Consider the following 18,251-nt stretch of genomic DNA (forward strand, 5'->3'; position numbering starts at 1 on the left):
TTAGGGTTTCCAGCGTGGAGCCCGACCTGTTCACCGCCGCCGCAGAAGAACGCCAGGAGAAGGACCCCGCCGGCAGTCCCCTGGCGGTGCGCATGCGCCCGCGCACCCTGGACGAGGTGGTGGGCCAGCAGCACCTGCTGAAGCCGGGCTCGCCCCTGCGCAGACTCGTCGGCGAATCCGGCGGCGGCCCCGCCGGGCCCTCCTCGGTGATCCTCTGGGGCCCGCCCGGCACCGGCAAGACCACCCTGGCCTACGTCGTCTCCAAGGCCACCGACAAGCGCTTCGTCGAGCTCTCCGCCATCACCGCCGGGGTGAAGGAGGTCCGCGCGGTCATCGACGGCGCCCGCCGCGCCACCGGCGGCTTCGGCAAGGAGACCGTCCTCTTCCTCGACGAGATCCACCGCTTCAGCAAGGCCCAGCAGGACTCCCTCCTCCCGGCCGTCGAGAACCGCTGGGTGACCCTCATCGCGGCGACCACCGAGAACCCGTACTTCTCGGTCATCTCCCCCCTGCTGTCCCGCTCCCTCCTGCTCACCCTCGAACCCCTCACCGACGACGACCTGCGCGGCCTGCTGCACCGCGCCCTCACCGACGAGCGCGGCCTCAAGGGCGCCGTCACCCTCCCCGAGGACACCGAGGCCCACCTGCTGCGCATCGCCGGCGGCGACGCCCGCCGCGCCCTGACCGCGCTGGAGGCGGCCGCCGGTGCCGCGCTCGACAAGGGCGAGACGGACGTCGGCCTGCAGACCCTGGAGGAGACCGTCGACCGGGCGGCGGTGAAGTACGACCGCGACGGCGACCAGCACTACGACGTGGCCAGCGCCCTCATCAAGTCCATCCGCGGCTCCGACGTGGACGCCGCCCTGCACTACCTGGCCCGCATGATCGAGGCCGGCGAGGACCCCCGCTTCATCGCCCGCCGACTGATGATCTCCGCCAGCGAGGACATCGGCCTCGCCGACCCGAACGCCCTGCCGATCGCGGTAGCCGCCGCCCAGGCCGTCGCCATGATCGGCTTCCCCGAGGCCGCCCTCACCCTCAGCCACGCCACCATCGCCCTCGCGCTGGCCCCCAAGTCCAACGCCGCGACCACCGCGATCGGCGCCGCCCTGGACGACGTACGCAAGGGACTGGCCGGTCCCGTCCCGCCCCACCTGCGCGACGGGCACTACAAGGGCGCCGCCAAGCTGGGGCACGCGCAGGGGTACGTGTATCCGCACGACCTGGCCGAGGGCATCGCCGAGCAGCAGTACGCGCCGGACGCCCTCAAGGACCGCGAGTACTACACCCCGACCCGGCACGGCGCCGAGGCGCGGTACGCGGACGCCGTGGAGTGGACCAGGAAACACCTCGGTCGCAAGCGGTCCTGAGCAGCCTGTAGACTCGCTCGAAGTGCTGAGTCCCGTGTCCGGCTCCGGTCGGCGCCTCAGGCGGGACACCCAGCCGGATCTTTTGATCCAGGAGCGTCGCGCACCGTCGTAGGTGTCGCGGGCAGCCCACCACCACCCGTAAGTCCCGGGACCGGTCGGTGGGCCGTTCGTGTGCTGCACGTATGTGCCCAGACCAGGGGAACGGCTGCCTGACAAGTCCCTCGTGGACCTGTCGGGATTCCCCGGCTGCGGATTGTGACCTCCCGTAACCCTGAGGCAGCCGAATAGGAAAAGGAAAAGAAGTGGCGAACCAGTCCCGCCCCAAGGTCAAGAAGTCGCGTGCCCTCGGCATCGCGCTGACCCCGAAGGCCGTCAAGTACTTCGAGGCCCGTCCCTACCCGCCGGGTGAGCACGGCCGTGGCCGCAAGCAGAACTCGGACTACAAGGTCCGTCTGCTGGAGAAGCAGCGTCTGCGCGCGCAGTACGACGTGTCCGAGCGTCAGCTCGTCCGCGCCTACGAGCGTGCCTCCAAGGTTCAGGGCAAGACCGGTGAGGCCCTGATCATCGAGCTCGAGCGCCGTCTCGACGCCCTGGTCCTGCGTTCGGGCATCGCCCGCACCATCTACCAGGCCCGTCAGATGGTCGTTCACGGCCACATCGAGGTCAACGGCCAGAAGGTCGACAAGCCGTCGTTCCGTGTCCGTCCCGACGACGTCGTGATGGTTCGCGAGCGCAGCCGCGAGAAGACCCTCTTCTCCATCGCCCGTGAGGGCGGCTTCGCCCCCGAGGGTGAGACCCCGCGCTACCTTCAGGTGAACCTCAAGGCCCTGGCGTTCCGCCTGGACCGTGAGCCGAACCGCAAGGAGATCCCGGTGATCTGCGACGAGCAGCTCGTCGTCGAGTACTACGCCCGTTGATCCTTCAGCGGTCGTAGGACTTCTGCGCCTCAGCCCGCCGTCTCCCCGCCCTTCCGGGCGGGCGAGGCGGCGGGCTTCCGCATGTGTACGGTCCGACTTCCGGCGACTCGCCTCCGCGCGGGCGGTAATCCGGTGCAGAGCGGCACCCCCGGCGCGATAGGCTCGGTGCACGACTTTTTCGATGTAGACCGATGTAGAGGCACGTTTCAGGGAGCGGGTGCACACAGTGTCCGGTGGAGAGGTTGCCGGGATCCTGGTGGCCGTGTTCTGGGCGATCCTGGTCTCCTTCCTCGCCGTCGCGCTGGCGAGGCTGGCCCAGACGCTCAAGGCAACCACCAAGCTCGTCGCGGACGTGACCGACCAGGCCGTCCCACTCCTGGCAGAGGCCTCCACGGCGGTGCGCTCCGCGCAGACCCAGATCGACCGGGTCGACGCGATCGCCTCCGACGTCCAGGAGGTCACGTCGAACGCCTCCGCCCTGTCGACCACCGTCGCCTCCACCTTCGGCGGCCCCCTGGTCAAGGTCGCGGCCTTCGGCTACGGCGTGCGCCGGGCGCTCGGGGGCCGCAAGGACGACGCGCCCGCCAAGGCGCCCCGACGCACCGTGATCGTGGGCCGCACGGTCTCGGCCACGCGACGGGACAAGCGAAACCTCCGCGGAAAGAGGGACTGAGACCCAGCATGTTCCGCCGTACGTTCTGGTTCACCACGGGTGTCGCCGCCGGTGTGTGGGCCACCACCAAGGTCAACCGGAAGCTGAAGCAGCTGACCCCCGAGAGCCTCGCCACGTCCGCGGCGAACAAGGCGATCGAGGCCGGTCACCGGCTCAAGGACCGCGCGGTGGGCTTCGCGCTCGACGTCCGCGACAACATGGCCCAGCGGGAGGAAGAGCTGGGAGAGGCCCTGGGCATCAACAACGACCCCGAACTCCCCGCCCCCCGGCGCTTCGCCGCCATCGAGAACCGCACCAACCCGAAGTACGTCGACAGGACGACGTACTCGAACAACCGGAATGAGGACCACTGATGGAGTCGGCCGAGATTCGCCGCCGCTGGCTGAGCTTCTTCGAGGAGCGCGGGCACACCGTCGTCCCTTCGGCGTCGCTCATCGCGGACGACCCGACTCTGCTCCTCGTCCCGGCCGGCATGGTGCCCTTCAAGCCCTACTTCCTGGGTGAGGTCAAGCCGCCCTACGCGCGCGCCACCAGCGTGCAGAAGTGCGTGCGCACGCCCGACATCGAAGAGGTCGGCAAGACCACCCGCCACGGCACTTTCTTCCAGATGTGCGGCAACTTCTCCTTCGGCGACTACTTCAAGGAAGGCGCCATCAAGCACGCCTGGGAGCTGCTCACCAGCCCCCAGGACAAGGGTGGTTACGGCCTGGAGCCGGAGAAGCTCTGGATCACCGTCTACAAGGACGACGACGAGGCCGAGCGCATCTGGCACGAGGTCGTCGGCGTGCCGAAGGAGCGCATCCAGCGCCTCGGCATGAAGGACAACTACTGGTCCATGGGCGTCCCCGGCCCCTGCGGCCCCTGCTCCGAGATCAACTACGACCGCGGCCCCGAGTTCGGCGTCGAAGGCGGCCCCGCCGTCAACGACGAGCGGTACGTGGAGATCTGGAACCTCGTCTTCATGCAGTACGAGCGCGGCGAGGGCACCGGCAAGGACAACTTCGAGATCCTCGGCGAACTGCCCAGCAAGAACATCGACACGGGCCTGGGCCTCGAGCGACTCGCCATGATTCTGCAGGGTGTGCAGAACATGTACGAGATCGACACCTCCATGGCCGTCATCAAGAAGGCCACCGAGCTCACCGGTGTCGCCTACGGCGACGCCCACGCCTCGGACGTCTCCCTGCGCGTGGTCACCGACCACATGCGTACGTCGGTGATGCTCATCGGCGACGGCGTCACCCCCGGCAACGAGGGCCGTGGCTACGTGCTGCGCCGCATCATGCGCCGCGCCATCCGCAACATGCGTCTGCTCGGCGCCACCGGTCCGGTCGTCAAGGACCTGATCGACGTCGTCATCGGCATGATGGGCCAGCAGTACCCCGAGCTCGTCACCGACCGCGAGCGCATCGAGAAGGTCGCCCTCGCCGAGGAGAACGCCTTCCTCAAGACGCTGAAGGCTGGCACCAACATCCTCGACACCGCCGTCAGCGAGACCAAGGCCTCCGGCGCCTCGGTCCTGCCCGGCGACAAGGCGTTCCTGCTCCACGACACCTGGGGCTTCCCGATCGACCTCACCCTCGAGATGGCCGCCGAGCAGGGGCTTTCCGTGGACGAGGACGGCTTCCGCCGCCTGATGAAGGAGCAGCGGGAGCGCGCCAAGGCCGACGCCCAGGCCAAGAAGACCGGCCACGCCGGTGCCGGCGCCTACCGGGAGATCGCCGACAAGGTCGGCGAGACCGACTTCATCGGTTACAGCGACACCGAGGGCGAGTCCACCATCGTCGGCATCCTCGTCGACGGTGCCTCCTCCCCGGCCGCGATCGAGGGCGACGAGGTCGAGATCGTCCTCGACCGCACCCCGTTCTACGCCGAGGGTGGCGGCCAGATCGGCGACACCGGCCGCATCAAGGTCGACACCGGCGCCGTCATCGAGATCCGCGACTGCCAGAAGCCGGTCCCCGGCGTCTACGTCCACAAGGGCGTCGTCCAGGTCGGCGAGGTCACCGTCGGAGCCAAGGCCCATGCCTCGATCGACGCCCGCCGCCGCACGGCCATCGCCCGCGCCCACTCGGCCACCCACCTCACCCACCAGGCCCTGCGCGACGCCCTCGGCCCGACGGCCGCCCAGGCCGGTTCCGAGAACCAGCCCGGCCGCTTCCGCTTCGACTTCGGTTCGCCGTCCGCCGTTCCCACGGCCGTGATGACCGACGTCGAGCAGAAGATCAACGAGGTGCTCGCCCGCGACCTCGACGTCCGCGCCGACGTCATGGGCATCGACGAGGCCAAGAAGCAGGGCGCCATCGCCGAGTTCGGCGAGAAGTACGGCGAGCGGGTCCGCGTGGTGACCATCGGCGACTTCTCCAAGGAGCTGTGCGGCGGTACGCACGTGCACAACACCGCCCAGCTGGGCCTGGTGAAGCTGCTCGGCGAGTCGTCGATCGGCTCCGGTGTGCGCCGTATCGAGGCCCTCGTCGGTGTCGACGCCTACAACTTCCTCGCCCGTGAGCACACGGTCGTCGCCCAGCTCCAGGAGCTGATCAAGGGCCGCCCGGAGGAGCTCCCGGAGAAGGTCTCCGCCATGCTCGGCAAGCTGAAGGACGCCGAGAAGGAGATCGAGAAGTTCCGCGCCGAGAAGGTCCTGCAGGCCGCCGCCGGTCTCGCCGAGTCCGCCAAGGACGTCCTCGGTATCGCCGTCGTCACCGGCCAGGTCCCCGACGGCACCACGCCCGACGACCTGCGCAAGCTGGTCCTCGACGTACGCGGCCGTATCCAGGGCGGACGCGCCGCCGTGGTCGCCCTGTTCACGGTCAACAACGGCAAGCCGCTCACGGTCATCGCCACCAACGAGGCCGCCCGCGAGCGCGGCCTCAAGGCCGGAGACCTGGTCCGTACGGCCGCCAAGACCCTCGGCGGCGGCGGTGGCGGCAAGCCGGACGTCGCCCAGGGCGGCGGCCAGAACCCGGCCGCAGTCGGCGAGGCCGTCGAGGCCGTCGAACGGCTCGTGGCGGAAACGGCCAAGTGAGCGCCGAGACACAGGCGAGCGGCGACGGCCGGGGCATGCGCCGCGGCCGCCGCCTCGCGATCGACGTCGGTGACGCCCGCATCGGGGTCGCCTCGTGCGACCCCGACGGGATCCTCGCCACCCCGGTGGAGACGGTCCCGGGCCGGGACATCCCGGCGGCTCACCGCCGCCTCAAGCAACTCGTCGAGGAGTACGAGCCGATCGAGGTCGTGGTAGGTCTCCCTCGCTCCCTCAAGGGGGGCGAGGGCCCGGCCGCGGTCAAGGTCAGGGGCTTCGCCCAGGAGCTGGCCCGCATGATCGCGCCCGTACCGGTCAGGCTCGTGGATGAGCGGATGACGACCGTGACGGCCAGTCAGGGACTGCGTGCCTCGGGCGTGAAGTCGAAGAAGGGCCGGTCGGTGATCGACCAGGCAGCCGCTGTGATCATCTTGCAGCAGGCGCTCGAATCCGAACGGGTGTCAGGTAAAGCACCCGGAGAGGGCGTCGAAGTGGTCATCTGATCGCGATACGGTAACGTTCCGCGCGATGTGCCGGTGTTCGAACAGCCGGGGCACAATGAGAGGCGGGACGGGAGCCGGATCTACACCAGCCGCGTGACCGCCGCCTCGCGGCTCTAGGGGATCGATGACTGAGTATGGCCGGGGCCCAGGCTCCGAACCGTGGCATCCCGAGGACCCGTTGTTCGGGGACGGTGGATGGGAAGGGCAGCAGGCCCACGCGGACCAGCAAGCTGCCTACGGCGGCCAGCCGCAGCACTATCCGGAGCAGTCGCAGCAGCAACAGCACTACGGCGACTGGGGAAACGGCCAGCAGGCCGCATACGGTCAGGCGCAGCAGTACCAGCAGCAGGGTCAGCAGTACCCGGAGCAGGGCCAGCAGTACCCGCACCAGTACGAACAGCAGCAGTACGCGGGCCAGGGGCAGCAGTCGTACGACAACAACGGCTGGGCCACCGGCCCCCAGACGCATGGCCAGTACCCCGACCCGGCCGACCCTTACGGGCAGCAGGCCGCGGCGTACGGCGGTGAGCAGCACGACTACTACGGCACACCCGACGCGTACCCGCCACCGGCGCCGCCGGGCCGGCGGCAAGCCGAGCCGGAGCCGCCCCAGACCGACTGGGATCCTGGTCCTGACCAGGGCGAACATGCCTTCTTCGCCGGTGGCGGCGACGAGGACGAAGACGATTCCGACGACGAGTCGGGAGGCGGCCGTGGGCGCCGGGGCCGGGGCGGAAAGCCCAAGAAACGGCGCAGCGGGATGGCCTGTCTGGTGGTCGTTCTGATCTTCGGCGGAGGCGTGGCCGGAGTCGGGTATTTCGGGTACCAGTTTTACCAGGATCGTTTCGGCGCGGCGCCGGACTACGCCGGGGACGGTACGAGCGAGACGGTGACCGTCGAGGTTCCCAAGGGTGCGTTCGGATCCGAGATCGGTCAGCGGTTGAAGGCGGCCGGCGTCGTGAAGAGCGTCGACGCCTTCGTCTCCGCTCAGCAGCAGAATCCCGACGGTGACAAGATCCAGGCGGGCGCTTACCTGCTGAAGAAGCAGATGTCCGCCGCAAGCGCTGTCGAGATGATGCTCGACCCCAAGAGCCAGAACAACGTTCTGGTCAGGCCGGGCGAGCGGAATCTGGCTGTCTACAAGGCGATCGACGAGCAGCTCGAATTGTCGTCCGGCACCACCGAGAAGGTCGCCGAGAAGAAATACAAGAGCCTCGGACTTCCGAGCTGGGCGAACGACAACAGCGAGATCAAGGACCCGCTGGAAGGCTTCCTGTACCCGGGCACCTATCCCGCCGTAAAGGGCATGAAGCCCGAGGTCGTGCTGCAGGAGATGGTGACCCGGGCCGCGGACAGGTACGAGGCGCTGGGTCTGGAGTCCAAGGCCAAGGCGCTCAAGCTGGACAACCCGCTGCAGGTCATCACGGTCGCCAGCCTCGTCCAGGCCGAGGGCAAGACCGACGACGACTACCGCAAGATGGCGGAGGTGGTCTACAACCGTCTCGACCTCGCGAATCCCGAGACCTACGGTGCCCTGCAGTTCGACTCGACCTTCAACTACCTGAAGGGTCAGAGCAACATCGACATCAGTGAGTGGGAGATCAAGAGCAACCCGGACCCGTACAACACGTACTACCACAAGGGTCTGCCGCCCGGCCCGATCGGAAACCCGGGGGACGGCGCGCTGAAGGGGACGCTGAATCCGACTGACCAGGGCTGGTACTACTTCGTGGCGATCGACGGTGTGCACAAGACCGAATTCGCCAAGACCCACGATGAATTCCTCAGGCTCAAGGACAAGTTCAATGAGAGCAGGGGCAACTGACGCCCGCCGGGCAGCCGTGCTCGGTTCGCCCATCGCCCACTCCCTCTCCCCGGTGCTGCACCGCGCCGCCTACGAGGAACTGAAGCTCGCGGGTTGGGCGTACGACCGCTTCGAGATCGACGAGGCCGCCCTGCCCGGGTTCCTCGCGGAGCTCGGGCCGGAGTGGGCAGGGTTGTCGCTGACCATGCCGCTGAAGCGGGCCGTCCTGCCGCTGCTCGACGAGATCAGCGAGACGGCGGCCTCGGTCGAGGCGGTCAACACGGTCGTCTTCACCGAGGACGGCCGCCGCGTCGGCGACAACACCGACATCCCCGGGATGGTCGCCGCGCTGCGGGAGCGCGGCATCGAACAGGTCGACTCGGCGGCGATCCTCGGCGCCGGCGCCACGGCGTCGTCCGCGCTGGCCGCGCTCGCACGCATCTGCACCGGTGAGGTCGTGGCGTACGTCCGCAGCGAGGCCCGCGCCGCCGAGATGCGGCAGTGGGGCGAGCGGCTCGACGTCGAGCTCCGTACCGCGGACTGGGCCGACGCAGACCGGGCGCTGCGCGCGCCGCTGGTGATCGCGACCACGCCGGCCGGTACGACCGACGCCCTCGCCTCCGCCGTACCGGAGCGCCCCGCTACCCTGTTCGACGTGCTCTACGACCCCTGGCCGACCGCCCTCGCGGCTCGTTGGTCGATGTACGGCGGAGCCGTCGTCAGCGGGCTCGACCTGCTGGTCCACCAGGCGGTGCTCCAGGTGGAGCAGATGACCGGCTGTGTTCCGGCTCCCCTGGAGGCCATGCGAAAAGCGGGGGAGCGCGCGCTCGCGGGCCGCTAGGACCCGCTGTCGACTTCCTGGGCTCATACGCTCCGCAACAGCGCCACGGCAACGGCCCCGCGTGATCCCTCCCAGCGCCCGGCGATGTCCATCCGCCGTCCCGCTTGGTGGACCGGCGGCCGGGGCGCGGGCCCGGACGTGGGAGGATCGAAGGTGGCGGGCCAGGGCCGCGCACCTGGTCGCGCCGTCGATGTACGCGAGGACGCGCGTACGCAGGGCAGTACCAGGGCGCGAGGACTGAGGAGCAACGTTGAGCAGGTTGCGCTGGCTGACCGCGGGGGAGTCCCACGGTCCCGCACTCGTGGCGACGCTGGAGGGCCTTCCCGCCGGCGTGCCGATCACCACGGAGATGGTGGCCGACCACCTGGCCCGGCGCCGGCTCGGTTACGGGCGCGGTGCGCGCATGAAGTTCGAACGTGACGAGGTCACCTTCCTCGGCGGCGTCCGGCACGGCCTCACCCTCGGTTCCCCGGTCGCGATCATGGTGGGCAACACCGAGTGGCCGAAGTGGGAGCAGGTCATGGCGGCCGACCCGATCGACCCCGAGATCCTCGCGGGCCTCGCCCGCAACGCGCCGCTGACTCGCCCGCGCCCCGGCCACGCCGACCTCGCGGGCATGCAGAAGTACGGCTTCGACGAGGCCCGGCCGATCCTGGAGCGTGCCTCCGCCCGGGAGACGGCGGCCCGCGTGGCGCTGGGCGCGGTGGCCCGGTCGTACCTGAAGGAGACGGCCGGCATCGAGATCGTCTCCCATGTCGTGGAGCTGGCCGGGGCGAAGGCGCCGCAGGGTGTGTACCCGACGCCGGCCGACGTCGAGAAGCTGGACGCGGACCCCGTGCGCTGCCTGGACGCCGACGCGTCGAAGGCGATGGTCGCGGAGATCGACCAGGCCCACAAGGACGGCGACACCCTCGGTGGCGTGGTCGAGATCCTGGCGTACGGCGTCCCCGTCGGCCTGGGCTCGCACGTGCACTGGGACCGCAAGCTGGACGCCCGCCTCGCCGGGGCGCTCATGGGCATTCAGGCGATCAAGGGTGTCGAGCTCGGCGACGGCTTCGAGCTGGCCCGCGTCCCCGGTTCCAAGGCACACGACGAGATCGTGAAGACGCCCGAGGGCATCCGCCGTGTCTCCGGCCGTTCCGGCGGCACCGAGGGCGGCCTCACCACCGGTGAGCTGCTGCGGGTCCGCGCCGCGATGAAGCCGATCGCGACCGTGCCGCGCGCCCTGCAGACGGTGGACGTCACCACCGGCGAGGCGGCGCAGGCCCACCACCAGCGCTCCGACGTGTCCGCGGTCCCGGCCGCCGGCATCGTCGCCGAGGCGATGGTCGCGTTGGTCCTCGCGGACGCGGTGGCGGAGAAGTTCGGCGGCGACTCGGTCACCGAGACCCGCCGAAACGTGACCTCGTACCTCGACAACCTCGCCATCCGATGAGCGGGCCGCTGGTCGTCCTGGTCGGCCCGATGGGGGTGGGCAAGTCCACCGTCGGGCAGCTGCTGGCCGAGCGGTTGGGGGTCACCTACCGGGACACCGACGACGACATCGTGGCCGAGCAGGGCCGGACCATCGCCGAGATCTTCGTCGACGAGGGCGAGCCCGCCTTCCGTGCCATCGAGAAGGCGGCCGTGCACGGGGCGCTGGCCGGGCACGAGGGTGTTCTCGCTCTCGGCGGCGGCTCGATCCTGGACGCGGACACGCGCGCGTTGCTCGCGGGCCAGCGGGTCGTGTACCTGTCGATGGACGTCGAGGAGGCGGTCAAGCGGACCGGGCTGAACGCGGCCCGCCCGCTCCTGGCGGTCAACCCGCGCAAGCAGTGGCGCGAGCTGATGGAGGCCCGTCGGCACCTGTACGAGGAGGTCGCCACGGCCGTCGTCGCGACCGATGGCCGTACGCCCGAAGAGGTCACCGAAATCGCCCTGGACGCACTGGAGTTGAAAGAAGCATGAGCGAGGCAGTCACCCGGATCCAGGTCGGCGGCACCGCGGGGACCGACCCCTACGAGGTCCTGGTGGGCCGTCAGCTCCTGGGCGAGCTGGGCGGGTTGATCGGCCGCAAGGCCCAGCGGGTGGCCGTCGTCCACCCGGAGGCGCTGGCCGAGACCGGCGAGGCGCTGCGGGCCGACCTGGCCGGGCAGGGCTATGAGGCGGTCGCCATCCAGGTGCCGAACGCGGAGGAGGCCAAGACCGCCGAGGTGGCCGCCTACTGCTGGAAGGCGCTGGGCCAGTCCGGCTTCACCCGCTCCGACGTCATCGTCGGGGTCGGCGGCGGGGCGACCACCGACCTCGCCGGGTTCGTGGCCGCCACCTGGCTGCGCGGCGTGCGCTGGATCGCCGTACCGACCACCGTGCTCGCGATGGTGGACGCGGCGGTCGGCGGCAAGACCGGCATCAACACCGCCGAGGGCAAGAACCTCGTCGGTGCCTTCCACCCGCCGGCCGGCGTGCTGTGCGACCTGGCCGCGCTGGAGTCGCTGCCCGTCAACGACTACGTCTCCGGTCTCGCGGAGATCATCAAGGCCGGTTTCATCGCCGACCCGGTGATCCTGGAGCTGATCGAGGCCGACCCGCAGGCCGCGCGGACCCCGGCCGGCCCGCACACCGCCGAGCTGATCGAGCGCTCCATCAGGGTCAAGGCCGAGGTCGTCTCGTCGGACCTGAAGGAGTCGGGCCTCAGGGAGATCCTCAACTACGGCCACACGCTCGGCCACGCCATCGAGAAGAACGAGCGCTACAAGTGGCGGCACGGCGCCGCGGTCTCCGTCGGCATGCACTTCGCCGCCGAACTCGGCCGTCTCGCCGGGCGGTTGGACGACGCGACGGCCGACCGTCACCGCACGATCCTCGAATCGGTCGGTCTGCCGCTGCACTACCGCTACGACCAGTGGCCCAAGCTGCTGGAGACCATGAAGGTGGACAAGAAGTCCCGCGGCAATCTGCTGCGCTTCATCGTGCTGGACGGTCTGGCCAAGCCGACCGTCCTGGAGGGCCCGGACCCGGCCGTCCTGCTCGCGGCGTACGGCGAAGTCGGCCAGTAAGTCCCCGGAAGCGCGCTTGCGTCCGATTCGCCTGTGGCGATGGGCACTTCGGACCGCCTCCGGCCGTTCACCAAACGGCGGCCGGGGGCGGTACCGTTCGGATGGATCCCCCCACGCCTTTCAGGCAGTGGGGGAGAGCGAGGTTCGTGTGCCCTGCCGGCAGCGCCAATGGCCATGGAAGACGAGACGGAGTGGCACCGGATGCAGCACGCAGTGGGTTCTCCGCTGCCGCCGCCCCACCAGTCGGGGCACGGCTGGTCGCCGGCCGCACACCACCCGGGTCAGCACCACCCGGGCGCGCCGCAGGGACCTGCCCCGCATGCCCCGCACCAGGGGTCAGCTCCCGTCCCCCCGCCGCCCCCGGCCCCGGGCTTCACACCCCCCGCCCCGGTCCCGCCCGCGCCACAGCAGGCCCATGTCCCGCCGACACCCGAGACCACGGGCCACGTACCGCTGCCGCCCGGCGGCCCCGTCGGCATGCCGAGCGCCCCGCCCGCCACGACGGCAGCCGACCCGGCGGCCACGACCCTCGCGGTGCTGCTCATCGGTCCGGCCGGGGCCGGCAAGACGAGCGTCGCCAAGTACTGGGCGGACCACCGCCGGGTCCCCACCGCCCACATCAGCCTCGATGACGTCCGCGAATGGGTCCGCTCGGGCTTCGCCGACCCCCAGTCCGGCTGGAATGACAACTCCGAGGCCCAGTACCGCCTCGCCCGCCGCACCTGCGGCTTCGCCGCGCGCAACTTCCTGGCCAACGGCATCTCGTGCATCCTCGACGACGCGGTCTTCCCCGACCGCCCGGTGGTCGGCCTGGGCGGCTGGAAGCGCCACGTGGGCCCCGGCCTCCTCCCGGTCGTCCTGCTCCCGGGCCTGGAGATCGTCCTGGAGCGCAACGCCGAACGCTCGGGCAACCGCCGCCTCACCGACGAGGAGGTCGCCCGCATCCACGGCCGCATGGCGGGCTGGTACGGCTCGGGCCTCCCGATCATCGACAACTCCCAGCTGGACGTCCCACAGACGGCCCAGGTCCTGAACGACGTACTGGCAAGATCGATCGCAAGCCCCCCGAACTGGTAGCCGACGCGAGGGGACTGCCCCAAGGGGCGCGGCGCTGCTGGCCGACGTGAGGGGACTGCCCCAGGGGCGCGGCGCTGCCGGCCGACGTGAGCGCAGTGCCCCAAGGGGCGCGGGGAACTGCGCGACAAGCCCCCACCAACCCGCACACGGCACACAACCTCAAGCCGCACCCCCGTCCCCGAACGGCACGAACCCAACCCGCACAATCCAGACACCGCCCACTCAGACGCCCTCAACCGGCGCCATCCGAGCGGAGCTCTTACGCTCGGGTCATGTCAGAGGTGTACGCCACCCGCCGATCCCGGCTGAGGGACCGCTGCCAGGCCAGCGGCAGCGCCACCGCGCTGATCTCCCGCCCCGCCAACGTCCGCTACCTCGCGGGCGCCGCCCCACAGGGCTCCGTGCTGCTCCTCGGCAAGACCGAAGACCTGCTCGTGTGTGCCGAACCGCTCGACGACCGCCCCACCGAGGGCCGCCCCGACGAGGCGCTGCGGATCCACACCCTCCCCGGCGCCGGCGGCGACCCCGCCGTCGCCGCGGCCGACCTCGCGGCAGCGCAGGGCGGGGTCTGTCTCGCCGTGGAGGAACACCACCTGACCGTGGCCCGCCACCGGGCCATCCGCTCGGTCGTCCCGCGACTGCGCCTCGCCGACCTCGGCGGGGCCGTGGAGCAGCTCCGGGTGGTCAAGGACGAGGAGGAGATCTCCTGCCTCAGGATCGGCGCCGAGATCGCCGACCAGGCACTCGGGGAGCTGCTCGAATCCATCCTCGTCGGCCGCACCGAACGCCACCTCGCCCTGGAACTCGAACGGCGCCTGGTCGATCACGGCGCCGACGGCCCTGCCTTCCCGACCTCGGTCGCCACCGGCCCGAACGCCGGCCGACGCGCCCACCGGCCCACCGACCGCCGTGTCGAGGAGGGCGACTTCCTCTCCGTCTGCCTGGGGGCCACGTACCGCGGCTACCGGTGCGAGATCGGCCGTACCTTCGTCATCGGTACGTCCCCCGCCGACTGGCAGATCGAGTTGTACGACCTCGTCTTCGCCGCCCAGCGCGCCGGACGGGAGTCGCTGGTACCCGGCGCCGCGTACCGCGACGTGGACCGCGCGGCACGTCAGGTACTGGACTCCGCGGGGTACGGGCAGGGCCTTCCGGCACTGACGGGGCACGGCGTGGGACTCGAAATCGACGAGGACCCGCAGTTGGCTCCCGCGGCCATGGGTAAACTGGACGCTTGCGTGCCGGTCACCGTCGAACCGGGGGTCCACCTCCCGGGCCGGGGCGGCGTCCGGATCGATGACACGCTCGTCGTCCGCCCCGAGGCGGACGGCGGACCCGAGCTACTCACCATCACGACCAAGGAGCTGCTCGCCCTCTAGGAAGGTGCGTGCGCCGGGGTCGTCCACGTCAGTCCAGGAGATTCCGCAACCGTGGCTTCCACGAACGACCTCAAGAACGGCCTGGTGCTCAAGCTCGAAGGCGGCCAGCTCTGGTCCGTCGTCGAGTTCCAGCACGTCAAGCCCGGCAAGGGCCCGGCCTTCGTGCGCACCAAGCTCAAGAACGTGCTCTCCGGGAAGGTCGTCGACAAGACCTTCAACGCCGGCGTGAAGGTCGAGACGGCCACCGTCGACAAGCGCGACATGCAGTTCTCCTACATGGACGGCGACTACTTCGTCTTCATGGACATGGAGACCTACGACCAGCTCATGGTCGACCGCAAGGCCGTCGGCGACGCCGCCAACTTCCTGATCGAGGGCTTCACCGCCACCGTCGCGCAGCACGAGGGCGAGGTGCTCTTCGTGGAGCTGCCGGCCGCCGTCGAGCTCGTCATCCAGGAGACCGAGCCGGGCGTCCAGGGCGACCGCTCCACCGGCGGCACCAAGCCCGCCATCCTGGAGACCGGCCACCAGATCCAGGTCCCGCTCTTCATCACCACCGGTGAGAAGATCAAGGTCGACACCCGCACGAGCGACTACCTCGGCCGGGTGAACAGCTAACCGTGGCTGCCCGCAACACGGCCCGCAAGCGCGCCTTCCAGATCCTCTTCGAGGCCGACCAGCGCGGGGTCGACGTCCTGACGGTCCTCGCGGACTGGATCCGGCTCTCCCGGGCCGACACCCGGCAGCCGCCGGTGAGCGAGTACACGATGCAGCTGGTCGAGGGCTATGCGCAGCACATCCAGCGCATCGACGAGCTGATCGCGCAGTACTCCGTCGGCTGGACGCTCGACCGCATGCCGGTCGTGGACCGCAACATCCTGCGCCTCGGCGGATACGAGCTGATCTGGGTCGACGAGACCCCGGACGCGGTCGTACTCGACGAGATGGTGCAGCTGGCGAAGGAGTTCTCCACGGACGAGTCGCCCTCGTTCGTCAACGGGCTGCTCGGCCGGCTCAAGGACCTGAAGCCCTCACTGCGCCGCGACGAGGCGTAAGCAGGGAAATCGCCGGAGGGCCCGCAGCATCACCGCTGCGGGCCCTCCGGCATTCCCCCGTACGACTACGCACCGCCAGGCCCTCACAAGGCCGCCGGGGTGGCCGGAACCGTAAAGTTCCGGCCACCCCGGCGGCACGTTTCTGCTGACTGGGTCGAACCCGTGGAGCGCTCAGCTCTCCTCGGCGTGGGAGACCGCGCGGCGCGCGTCCGCGTCCAGCACACCCCAGCTGATCAGCTGCTCCGTGAGGACCGAGGGGGACTGGTCGTAGATGACGGCGAGTGTGCGCAGGTCGTCCTGGCGGATCGAGAGCACCTTGCCGTTGTAGTCACCGCGCTGCGACTGGATGGTCGCCGCATAGCGCTGCAGGGGGCCCGCCTTCTCGGCCGGCACGTGGGCCAGCCGCTCCAGGTCCAGGACCAGCTTCGGCGGCGGCTCGGCGGCCCCGCCCGGCGTGGTGCCCGGCAGCAGCTCCTGCACCGGAACGCCGTAGAAATCCGCCAGCTCCGCGAGGCGCTGCACGGTCACGGCGCGGTCGCCGCGCTCGTACGAACCGACCACGACGGCCTTCCAGCGTCCCTGGGACTTCTCCTCGACACCGTGGAGGGAAAGGCCCTGCTGGGTGCGGATGGCCCGGAGCTTGGCCCCGAGCTGTTTGGCGTATTCGCTGGACATATAGCTCCCCGGACACTGTGTCGACGCGGCTGGCTTGGGTTCCATGCCGCGCGGTTGGTAACTCACTGTGAGGTTACGCAGCGTTACTCTGGCGCGTCAAGCCGAATGGTCCACACCGACGCTTCCGTGCTATCGGTGGCCGATTGGGCCAAGTGGGTGAACGGGGGTGCCTCCCCGGCCTGCTACGATGGATGGCGCAAACCAGACGTCCTTTAAGGTCCGTCCCGTGAGGCGGAGAAGGAGGTCCTTTTCGTATGGACAAGCAGCAGGACACGCAAGCGTCCGATGCGCGGCCCGTCCTCGAAGGCCCTGACATCGCGCGGGTATTGACCCGCATCGCCCACGAGATCGTCGAGCGCGCCAAGGGCGCCGACGACGTGGTGCTCCTCGGCATCCCGACCCGCGGCGTCTTCCTCGCCCAGCGGCTCGCCGCCAAGCTCGAGCAGATCACCGAGCGCAAGATCCCGGTCGGCTCGCTCGACATCACCATGTACCGCGACGACCTGCGCATGCATCCGCCGCGTGCGCTGGCCCGCACCGAGATCCCCGGTGACGGTCTCGACGGCCGCCTCGTCGTCCTCGTCGACGACGTCCTCTTCTCCGGCCGCACTATCCGCGCCGCCCTGGACGCCCTGAACGACATCGGCCGTCCGCGCGCGGTCCAGCTCGCCGTCCTCGTCGACCGCGGCCACCGCGAACTGCCCATCCGCGCCGACTACGTCGGCAAGAACCTCCCCACGTCGTTGCGGGAGACGGTCAAGGTCCAGCTCGCCGAGGAGGACGGTCGCGACACCGTGCTGCTCGGTGCGAAGCAGACCCAGTAGCAAGCCGGCGGGGACGCCACTCTTCGGCATGCCCGCACTTGCCCGTAATCTCCCGAACTTCCTTACGGAGCCTGACAGATGCAGCGTCATCTCATCTCGGCCGCCGACCTCACCCGCGACGACGCCGTCCTGATCCTCGACACCGCCGAGGAGATGGCCCGGGTCGCCGACCGGCCGATCAAGAAGCTGCCGACCCTGCGCGGCCGCACGATCGTCAACCTCTTCTTCGAGGACTCCACGCGCACGCGTATCTCCTTCGAGGCCGCCGAGAAGCGACTGTCCGCGGACGTGATCAACTTCTCCGCCAAGGGGTCGAGCGTGTCCAAGGGCGAGTCCCTGAAGGACACCGCCCAGACCCTGGAGGCCATGGGCGTCGACGCCGTCGTGATCCGGCACGGCGCCTCCGGAGCGCCGTACCGCCTCGCCAACTCCGGCTGGATCGACGCGGCCGTCATCAACGCCGGCGACGGCACCCACCAGCACCCCACCCAGGCCCTGTTGGACGCCTTCACCATGCGCCGCCGGCTCGTCGGCCGGGACGCCGGGCTCGGCCAGGACCTCGCCGGCAAGCGCATCACGATCGTCGGCGACATCCTGCACAGCCGGGTCGCCCGCTCCAACGTCGACCTGCTGCACACCCTCGGCGCCGAGGTCACCCTCGTCGCCCCGCCGACCCTGGTGCCGGTCGGCGTCGAGACCTGGCCCTGCGAGGTGTCGTACGACCTCGACAGCACCCTGGCGAAGACCGACGCGGTGATGATGCTGCGCGTGCAGCGCGAGCGCATGAACGCCGCCTTCTTCCCGACCGAGCGCGAGTACTCGCGGCGCTACGGCCTGGACGGCGAGCGCATGGCGAAGATGCCCGAGCACGCCATCGTGATGCACCCCGGCCCGATGGTCCGCGGCATGGAGATCACCGCCGAGGTCGCCGACTCCGAGCGCTGCACCGTCGTCGAGCAGGTCGCAAACGGAGTGTCCATCCGGATGGCCGTTCTGTACCTGCTGCTCGGCGGCGCGGTGGTCGATTCCAAGAACGTGCCCGCCGTCACTCACACCCGTACCGAGGAGAAGTAAGA

General features: G+C 70.0%; 18 protein-coding genes. 17 read left to right on the top strand and 1 reads right to left on the bottom strand.

From position 1 onward, the window contains the following. Positions 1-14: 14 nt before the first annotated feature. From QQM39_RS37740 to nusB, 15 genes are all read left to right on the top strand, one after another. A complete protein-coding gene (locus QQM39_RS37740) occupies positions 15-1,370 on the top strand; it encodes a replication-associated recombination protein A (RefSeq protein ID WP_302002129.1) in 1,356 nt (451 codons plus the stop codon). Positions 1,371-1,672: 302 nt separating this feature from the next. Next, positions 1,673-2,287, top strand: a complete 615-nt coding sequence (gene rpsD / locus QQM39_RS37745; RefSeq protein WP_015661793.1) for a 30S ribosomal protein S4 — start codon at positions 1,673-1,675, stop codon at positions 2,285-2,287. A gap of 217 nt (positions 2,288-2,504) precedes the next feature. Further along, positions 2,505-2,960 carry a DUF948 domain-containing protein gene (locus QQM39_RS37750; protein ID WP_302002130.1) on the top strand — a complete coding sequence of 152 codons (456 nt, stop codon included), beginning with the start codon at positions 2,505-2,507 and terminating at the stop codon, positions 2,958-2,960. Positions 2,961-2,968: 8 nt separating this feature from the next. Further along, positions 2,969-3,313 (top strand): hypothetical protein, encoded by a 345-nt coding sequence (locus QQM39_RS37755; protein WP_302002131.1) that lies wholly within the window; start codon positions 2,969-2,971, stop codon positions 3,311-3,313. Continuing rightward, a complete protein-coding gene (gene alaS, locus QQM39_RS37760) occupies positions 3,313-5,985 on the top strand; it encodes an alanine--tRNA ligase (protein ID WP_302002132.1) in 2,673 nt (890 codons plus the stop codon). Before QQM39_RS37755 ends, alaS begins: the two co-directional genes overlap by 1 nt. Before the next feature lie 35 nt (positions 5,986-6,020). Next, positions 6,021-6,485 (top strand): Holliday junction resolvase RuvX, encoded by a 465-nt coding sequence (gene ruvX / locus QQM39_RS37765; protein ID WP_062707800.1) that lies wholly within the window; start codon positions 6,021-6,023, stop codon positions 6,483-6,485. A gap of 124 nt (positions 6,486-6,609) precedes the next feature. Then, positions 6,610-8,310: an endolytic transglycosylase MltG gene (mltG, locus tag QQM39_RS37770; protein WP_302002133.1), complete on the top strand. Its 1,701-nt coding sequence runs from the start codon at positions 6,610-6,612 to the stop codon at positions 8,308-8,310. Next, entirely contained in the window at positions 8,291-9,130 is an 840-nt protein-coding gene (locus QQM39_RS37775) for a shikimate dehydrogenase (RefSeq protein ID WP_302002134.1), read from the top strand. Before mltG ends, QQM39_RS37775 begins: the two co-directional genes overlap by 20 nt. A 250-nt stretch (positions 9,131-9,380) precedes the next feature. Next, positions 9,381-10,565, top strand: coding sequence for a chorismate synthase (gene aroC, locus QQM39_RS37780; protein ID WP_302002135.1), 1,185 nt, complete (start codon positions 9,381-9,383; stop codon positions 10,563-10,565). After that, positions 10,562-11,077 carry a shikimate kinase gene (locus tag QQM39_RS37785; RefSeq protein ID WP_302002136.1) on the top strand — a complete coding sequence of 172 codons (516 nt, stop codon included), beginning with the start codon at positions 10,562-10,564 and terminating at the stop codon, positions 11,075-11,077. Before aroC ends, QQM39_RS37785 begins: the two co-directional genes overlap by 4 nt. After that, positions 11,074-12,165 carry a 3-dehydroquinate synthase gene (aroB, locus tag QQM39_RS37790; RefSeq protein ID WP_302002137.1) on the top strand — a complete coding sequence of 364 codons (1,092 nt, stop codon included), beginning with the start codon at positions 11,074-11,076 and terminating at the stop codon, positions 12,163-12,165. The genes QQM39_RS37785 and aroB overlap by 4 nt, the downstream gene beginning before the upstream one ends. Positions 12,166-12,366: 201 nt before the next feature. Further along, complete coding sequence (locus QQM39_RS37795; RefSeq protein WP_302002138.1) at positions 12,367-13,242, top strand: Pro-rich N-terminal domain-containing protein; 876 nt, start codon at positions 12,367-12,369, stop codon at positions 13,240-13,242. 272 nt (positions 13,243-13,514) lie between these two features. Then, complete coding sequence (locus tag QQM39_RS37800; protein ID WP_302002139.1) at positions 13,515-14,621, top strand: aminopeptidase P family protein; 1,107 nt, start codon at positions 13,515-13,517, stop codon at positions 14,619-14,621. A gap of 51 nt (positions 14,622-14,672) precedes the next feature. After that, complete coding sequence (gene efp / locus QQM39_RS37805; protein WP_085562553.1) at positions 14,673-15,239, top strand: elongation factor P; 567 nt, start codon at positions 14,673-14,675, stop codon at positions 15,237-15,239. A gap of 2 nt (positions 15,240-15,241) precedes the next feature. Then, positions 15,242-15,676: a transcription antitermination factor NusB gene (gene nusB / locus QQM39_RS37810; RefSeq protein WP_302002140.1), complete on the top strand. Its 435-nt coding sequence runs from the start codon at positions 15,242-15,244 to the stop codon at positions 15,674-15,676. A gap of 171 nt (positions 15,677-15,847) precedes the next feature. Here the strand turns inward: nusB and bldD are convergent, their stop codons facing one another. After that, positions 15,848-16,351 (bottom strand): transcriptional regulator BldD, encoded by a 504-nt coding sequence (gene bldD / locus QQM39_RS37815; RefSeq protein WP_004002691.1) that lies wholly within the window; start codon positions 16,349-16,351, stop codon positions 15,848-15,850. A 254-nt stretch (positions 16,352-16,605) separates the two neighbouring features. Here bldD and pyrR point away from each other — a divergent pair, with 254 nt between their 5' ends. Both pyrR and QQM39_RS37825 read left to right on the top strand, forming a co-directional pair. After that, complete coding sequence (gene pyrR / locus QQM39_RS37820; RefSeq protein WP_302002141.1) at positions 16,606-17,175, top strand: bifunctional pyr operon transcriptional regulator/uracil phosphoribosyltransferase PyrR; 570 nt, start codon at positions 16,606-16,608, stop codon at positions 17,173-17,175. Positions 17,176-17,253: 78 nt separating this feature from the next. Next, on the top strand, positions 17,254-18,249 hold the full coding sequence (locus QQM39_RS37825) for an aspartate carbamoyltransferase catalytic subunit (RefSeq protein ID WP_302002142.1): 996 nt from the start codon (positions 17,254-17,256) through the stop codon (positions 18,247-18,249). Positions 18,250-18,251: the final 2 nt, after the last annotated feature.

This window comes from Streptomyces sp. DT2A-34, from assembly GCF_030499515.1.
Classification (GTDB): domain Bacteria; phylum Actinomycetota; class Actinomycetes; order Streptomycetales; family Streptomycetaceae; genus Streptomyces.

Excerpts from the sequence above, each read along its gene's own strand:
- QQM39_RS37755 (WP_302002131.1), top strand. The coding sequence starts at position 2,969 with ATGTTCCGCCGTACGTTCTGGTTCACCACGGGTGTCGCCGCCGGTGTG.
- alaS (WP_302002132.1), top strand. The coding sequence starts at position 3,313 with ATGGAGTCGGCCGAGATTCGCCGCCGCTGGCTGAGCTTCTTCGAGGAG.
- ruvX (WP_062707800.1), top strand. The coding sequence starts at position 6,021 with ATGCGCCGCGGCCGCCGCCTCGCGATCGACGTCGGTGACGCCCGCATC.
- mltG (WP_302002133.1), top strand. The coding sequence starts at position 6,610 with ATGACTGAGTATGGCCGGGGCCCAGGCTCCGAACCGTGGCATCCCGAG.
- QQM39_RS37775 (WP_302002134.1), top strand. The coding sequence starts at position 8,291 with ATGAGAGCAGGGGCAACTGACGCCCGCCGGGCAGCCGTGCTCGGTTCG.
- QQM39_RS37785 (WP_302002136.1), top strand. The coding sequence starts at position 10,562 with ATGAGCGGGCCGCTGGTCGTCCTGGTCGGCCCGATGGGGGTGGGCAAG.
- aroB (WP_302002137.1), top strand. The coding sequence starts at position 11,074 with ATGAGCGAGGCAGTCACCCGGATCCAGGTCGGCGGCACCGCGGGGACC.
- QQM39_RS37795 (WP_302002138.1), top strand. The coding sequence starts at position 12,367 with ATGCAGCACGCAGTGGGTTCTCCGCTGCCGCCGCCCCACCAGTCGGGG.
- QQM39_RS37800 (WP_302002139.1), top strand. The coding sequence starts at position 13,515 with ATGTCAGAGGTGTACGCCACCCGCCGATCCCGGCTGAGGGACCGCTGC.
- bldD (WP_004002691.1), bottom strand. The coding sequence starts at position 16,351 with ATGTCCAGCGAATACGCCAAACAGCTCGGGGCCAAGCTCCGGGCCATC.
- pyrR (WP_302002141.1), top strand. The coding sequence starts at position 16,606 with ATGGACAAGCAGCAGGACACGCAAGCGTCCGATGCGCGGCCCGTCCTC.
- QQM39_RS37825 (WP_302002142.1), top strand. The coding sequence starts at position 17,254 with ATGCAGCGTCATCTCATCTCGGCCGCCGACCTCACCCGCGACGACGCC.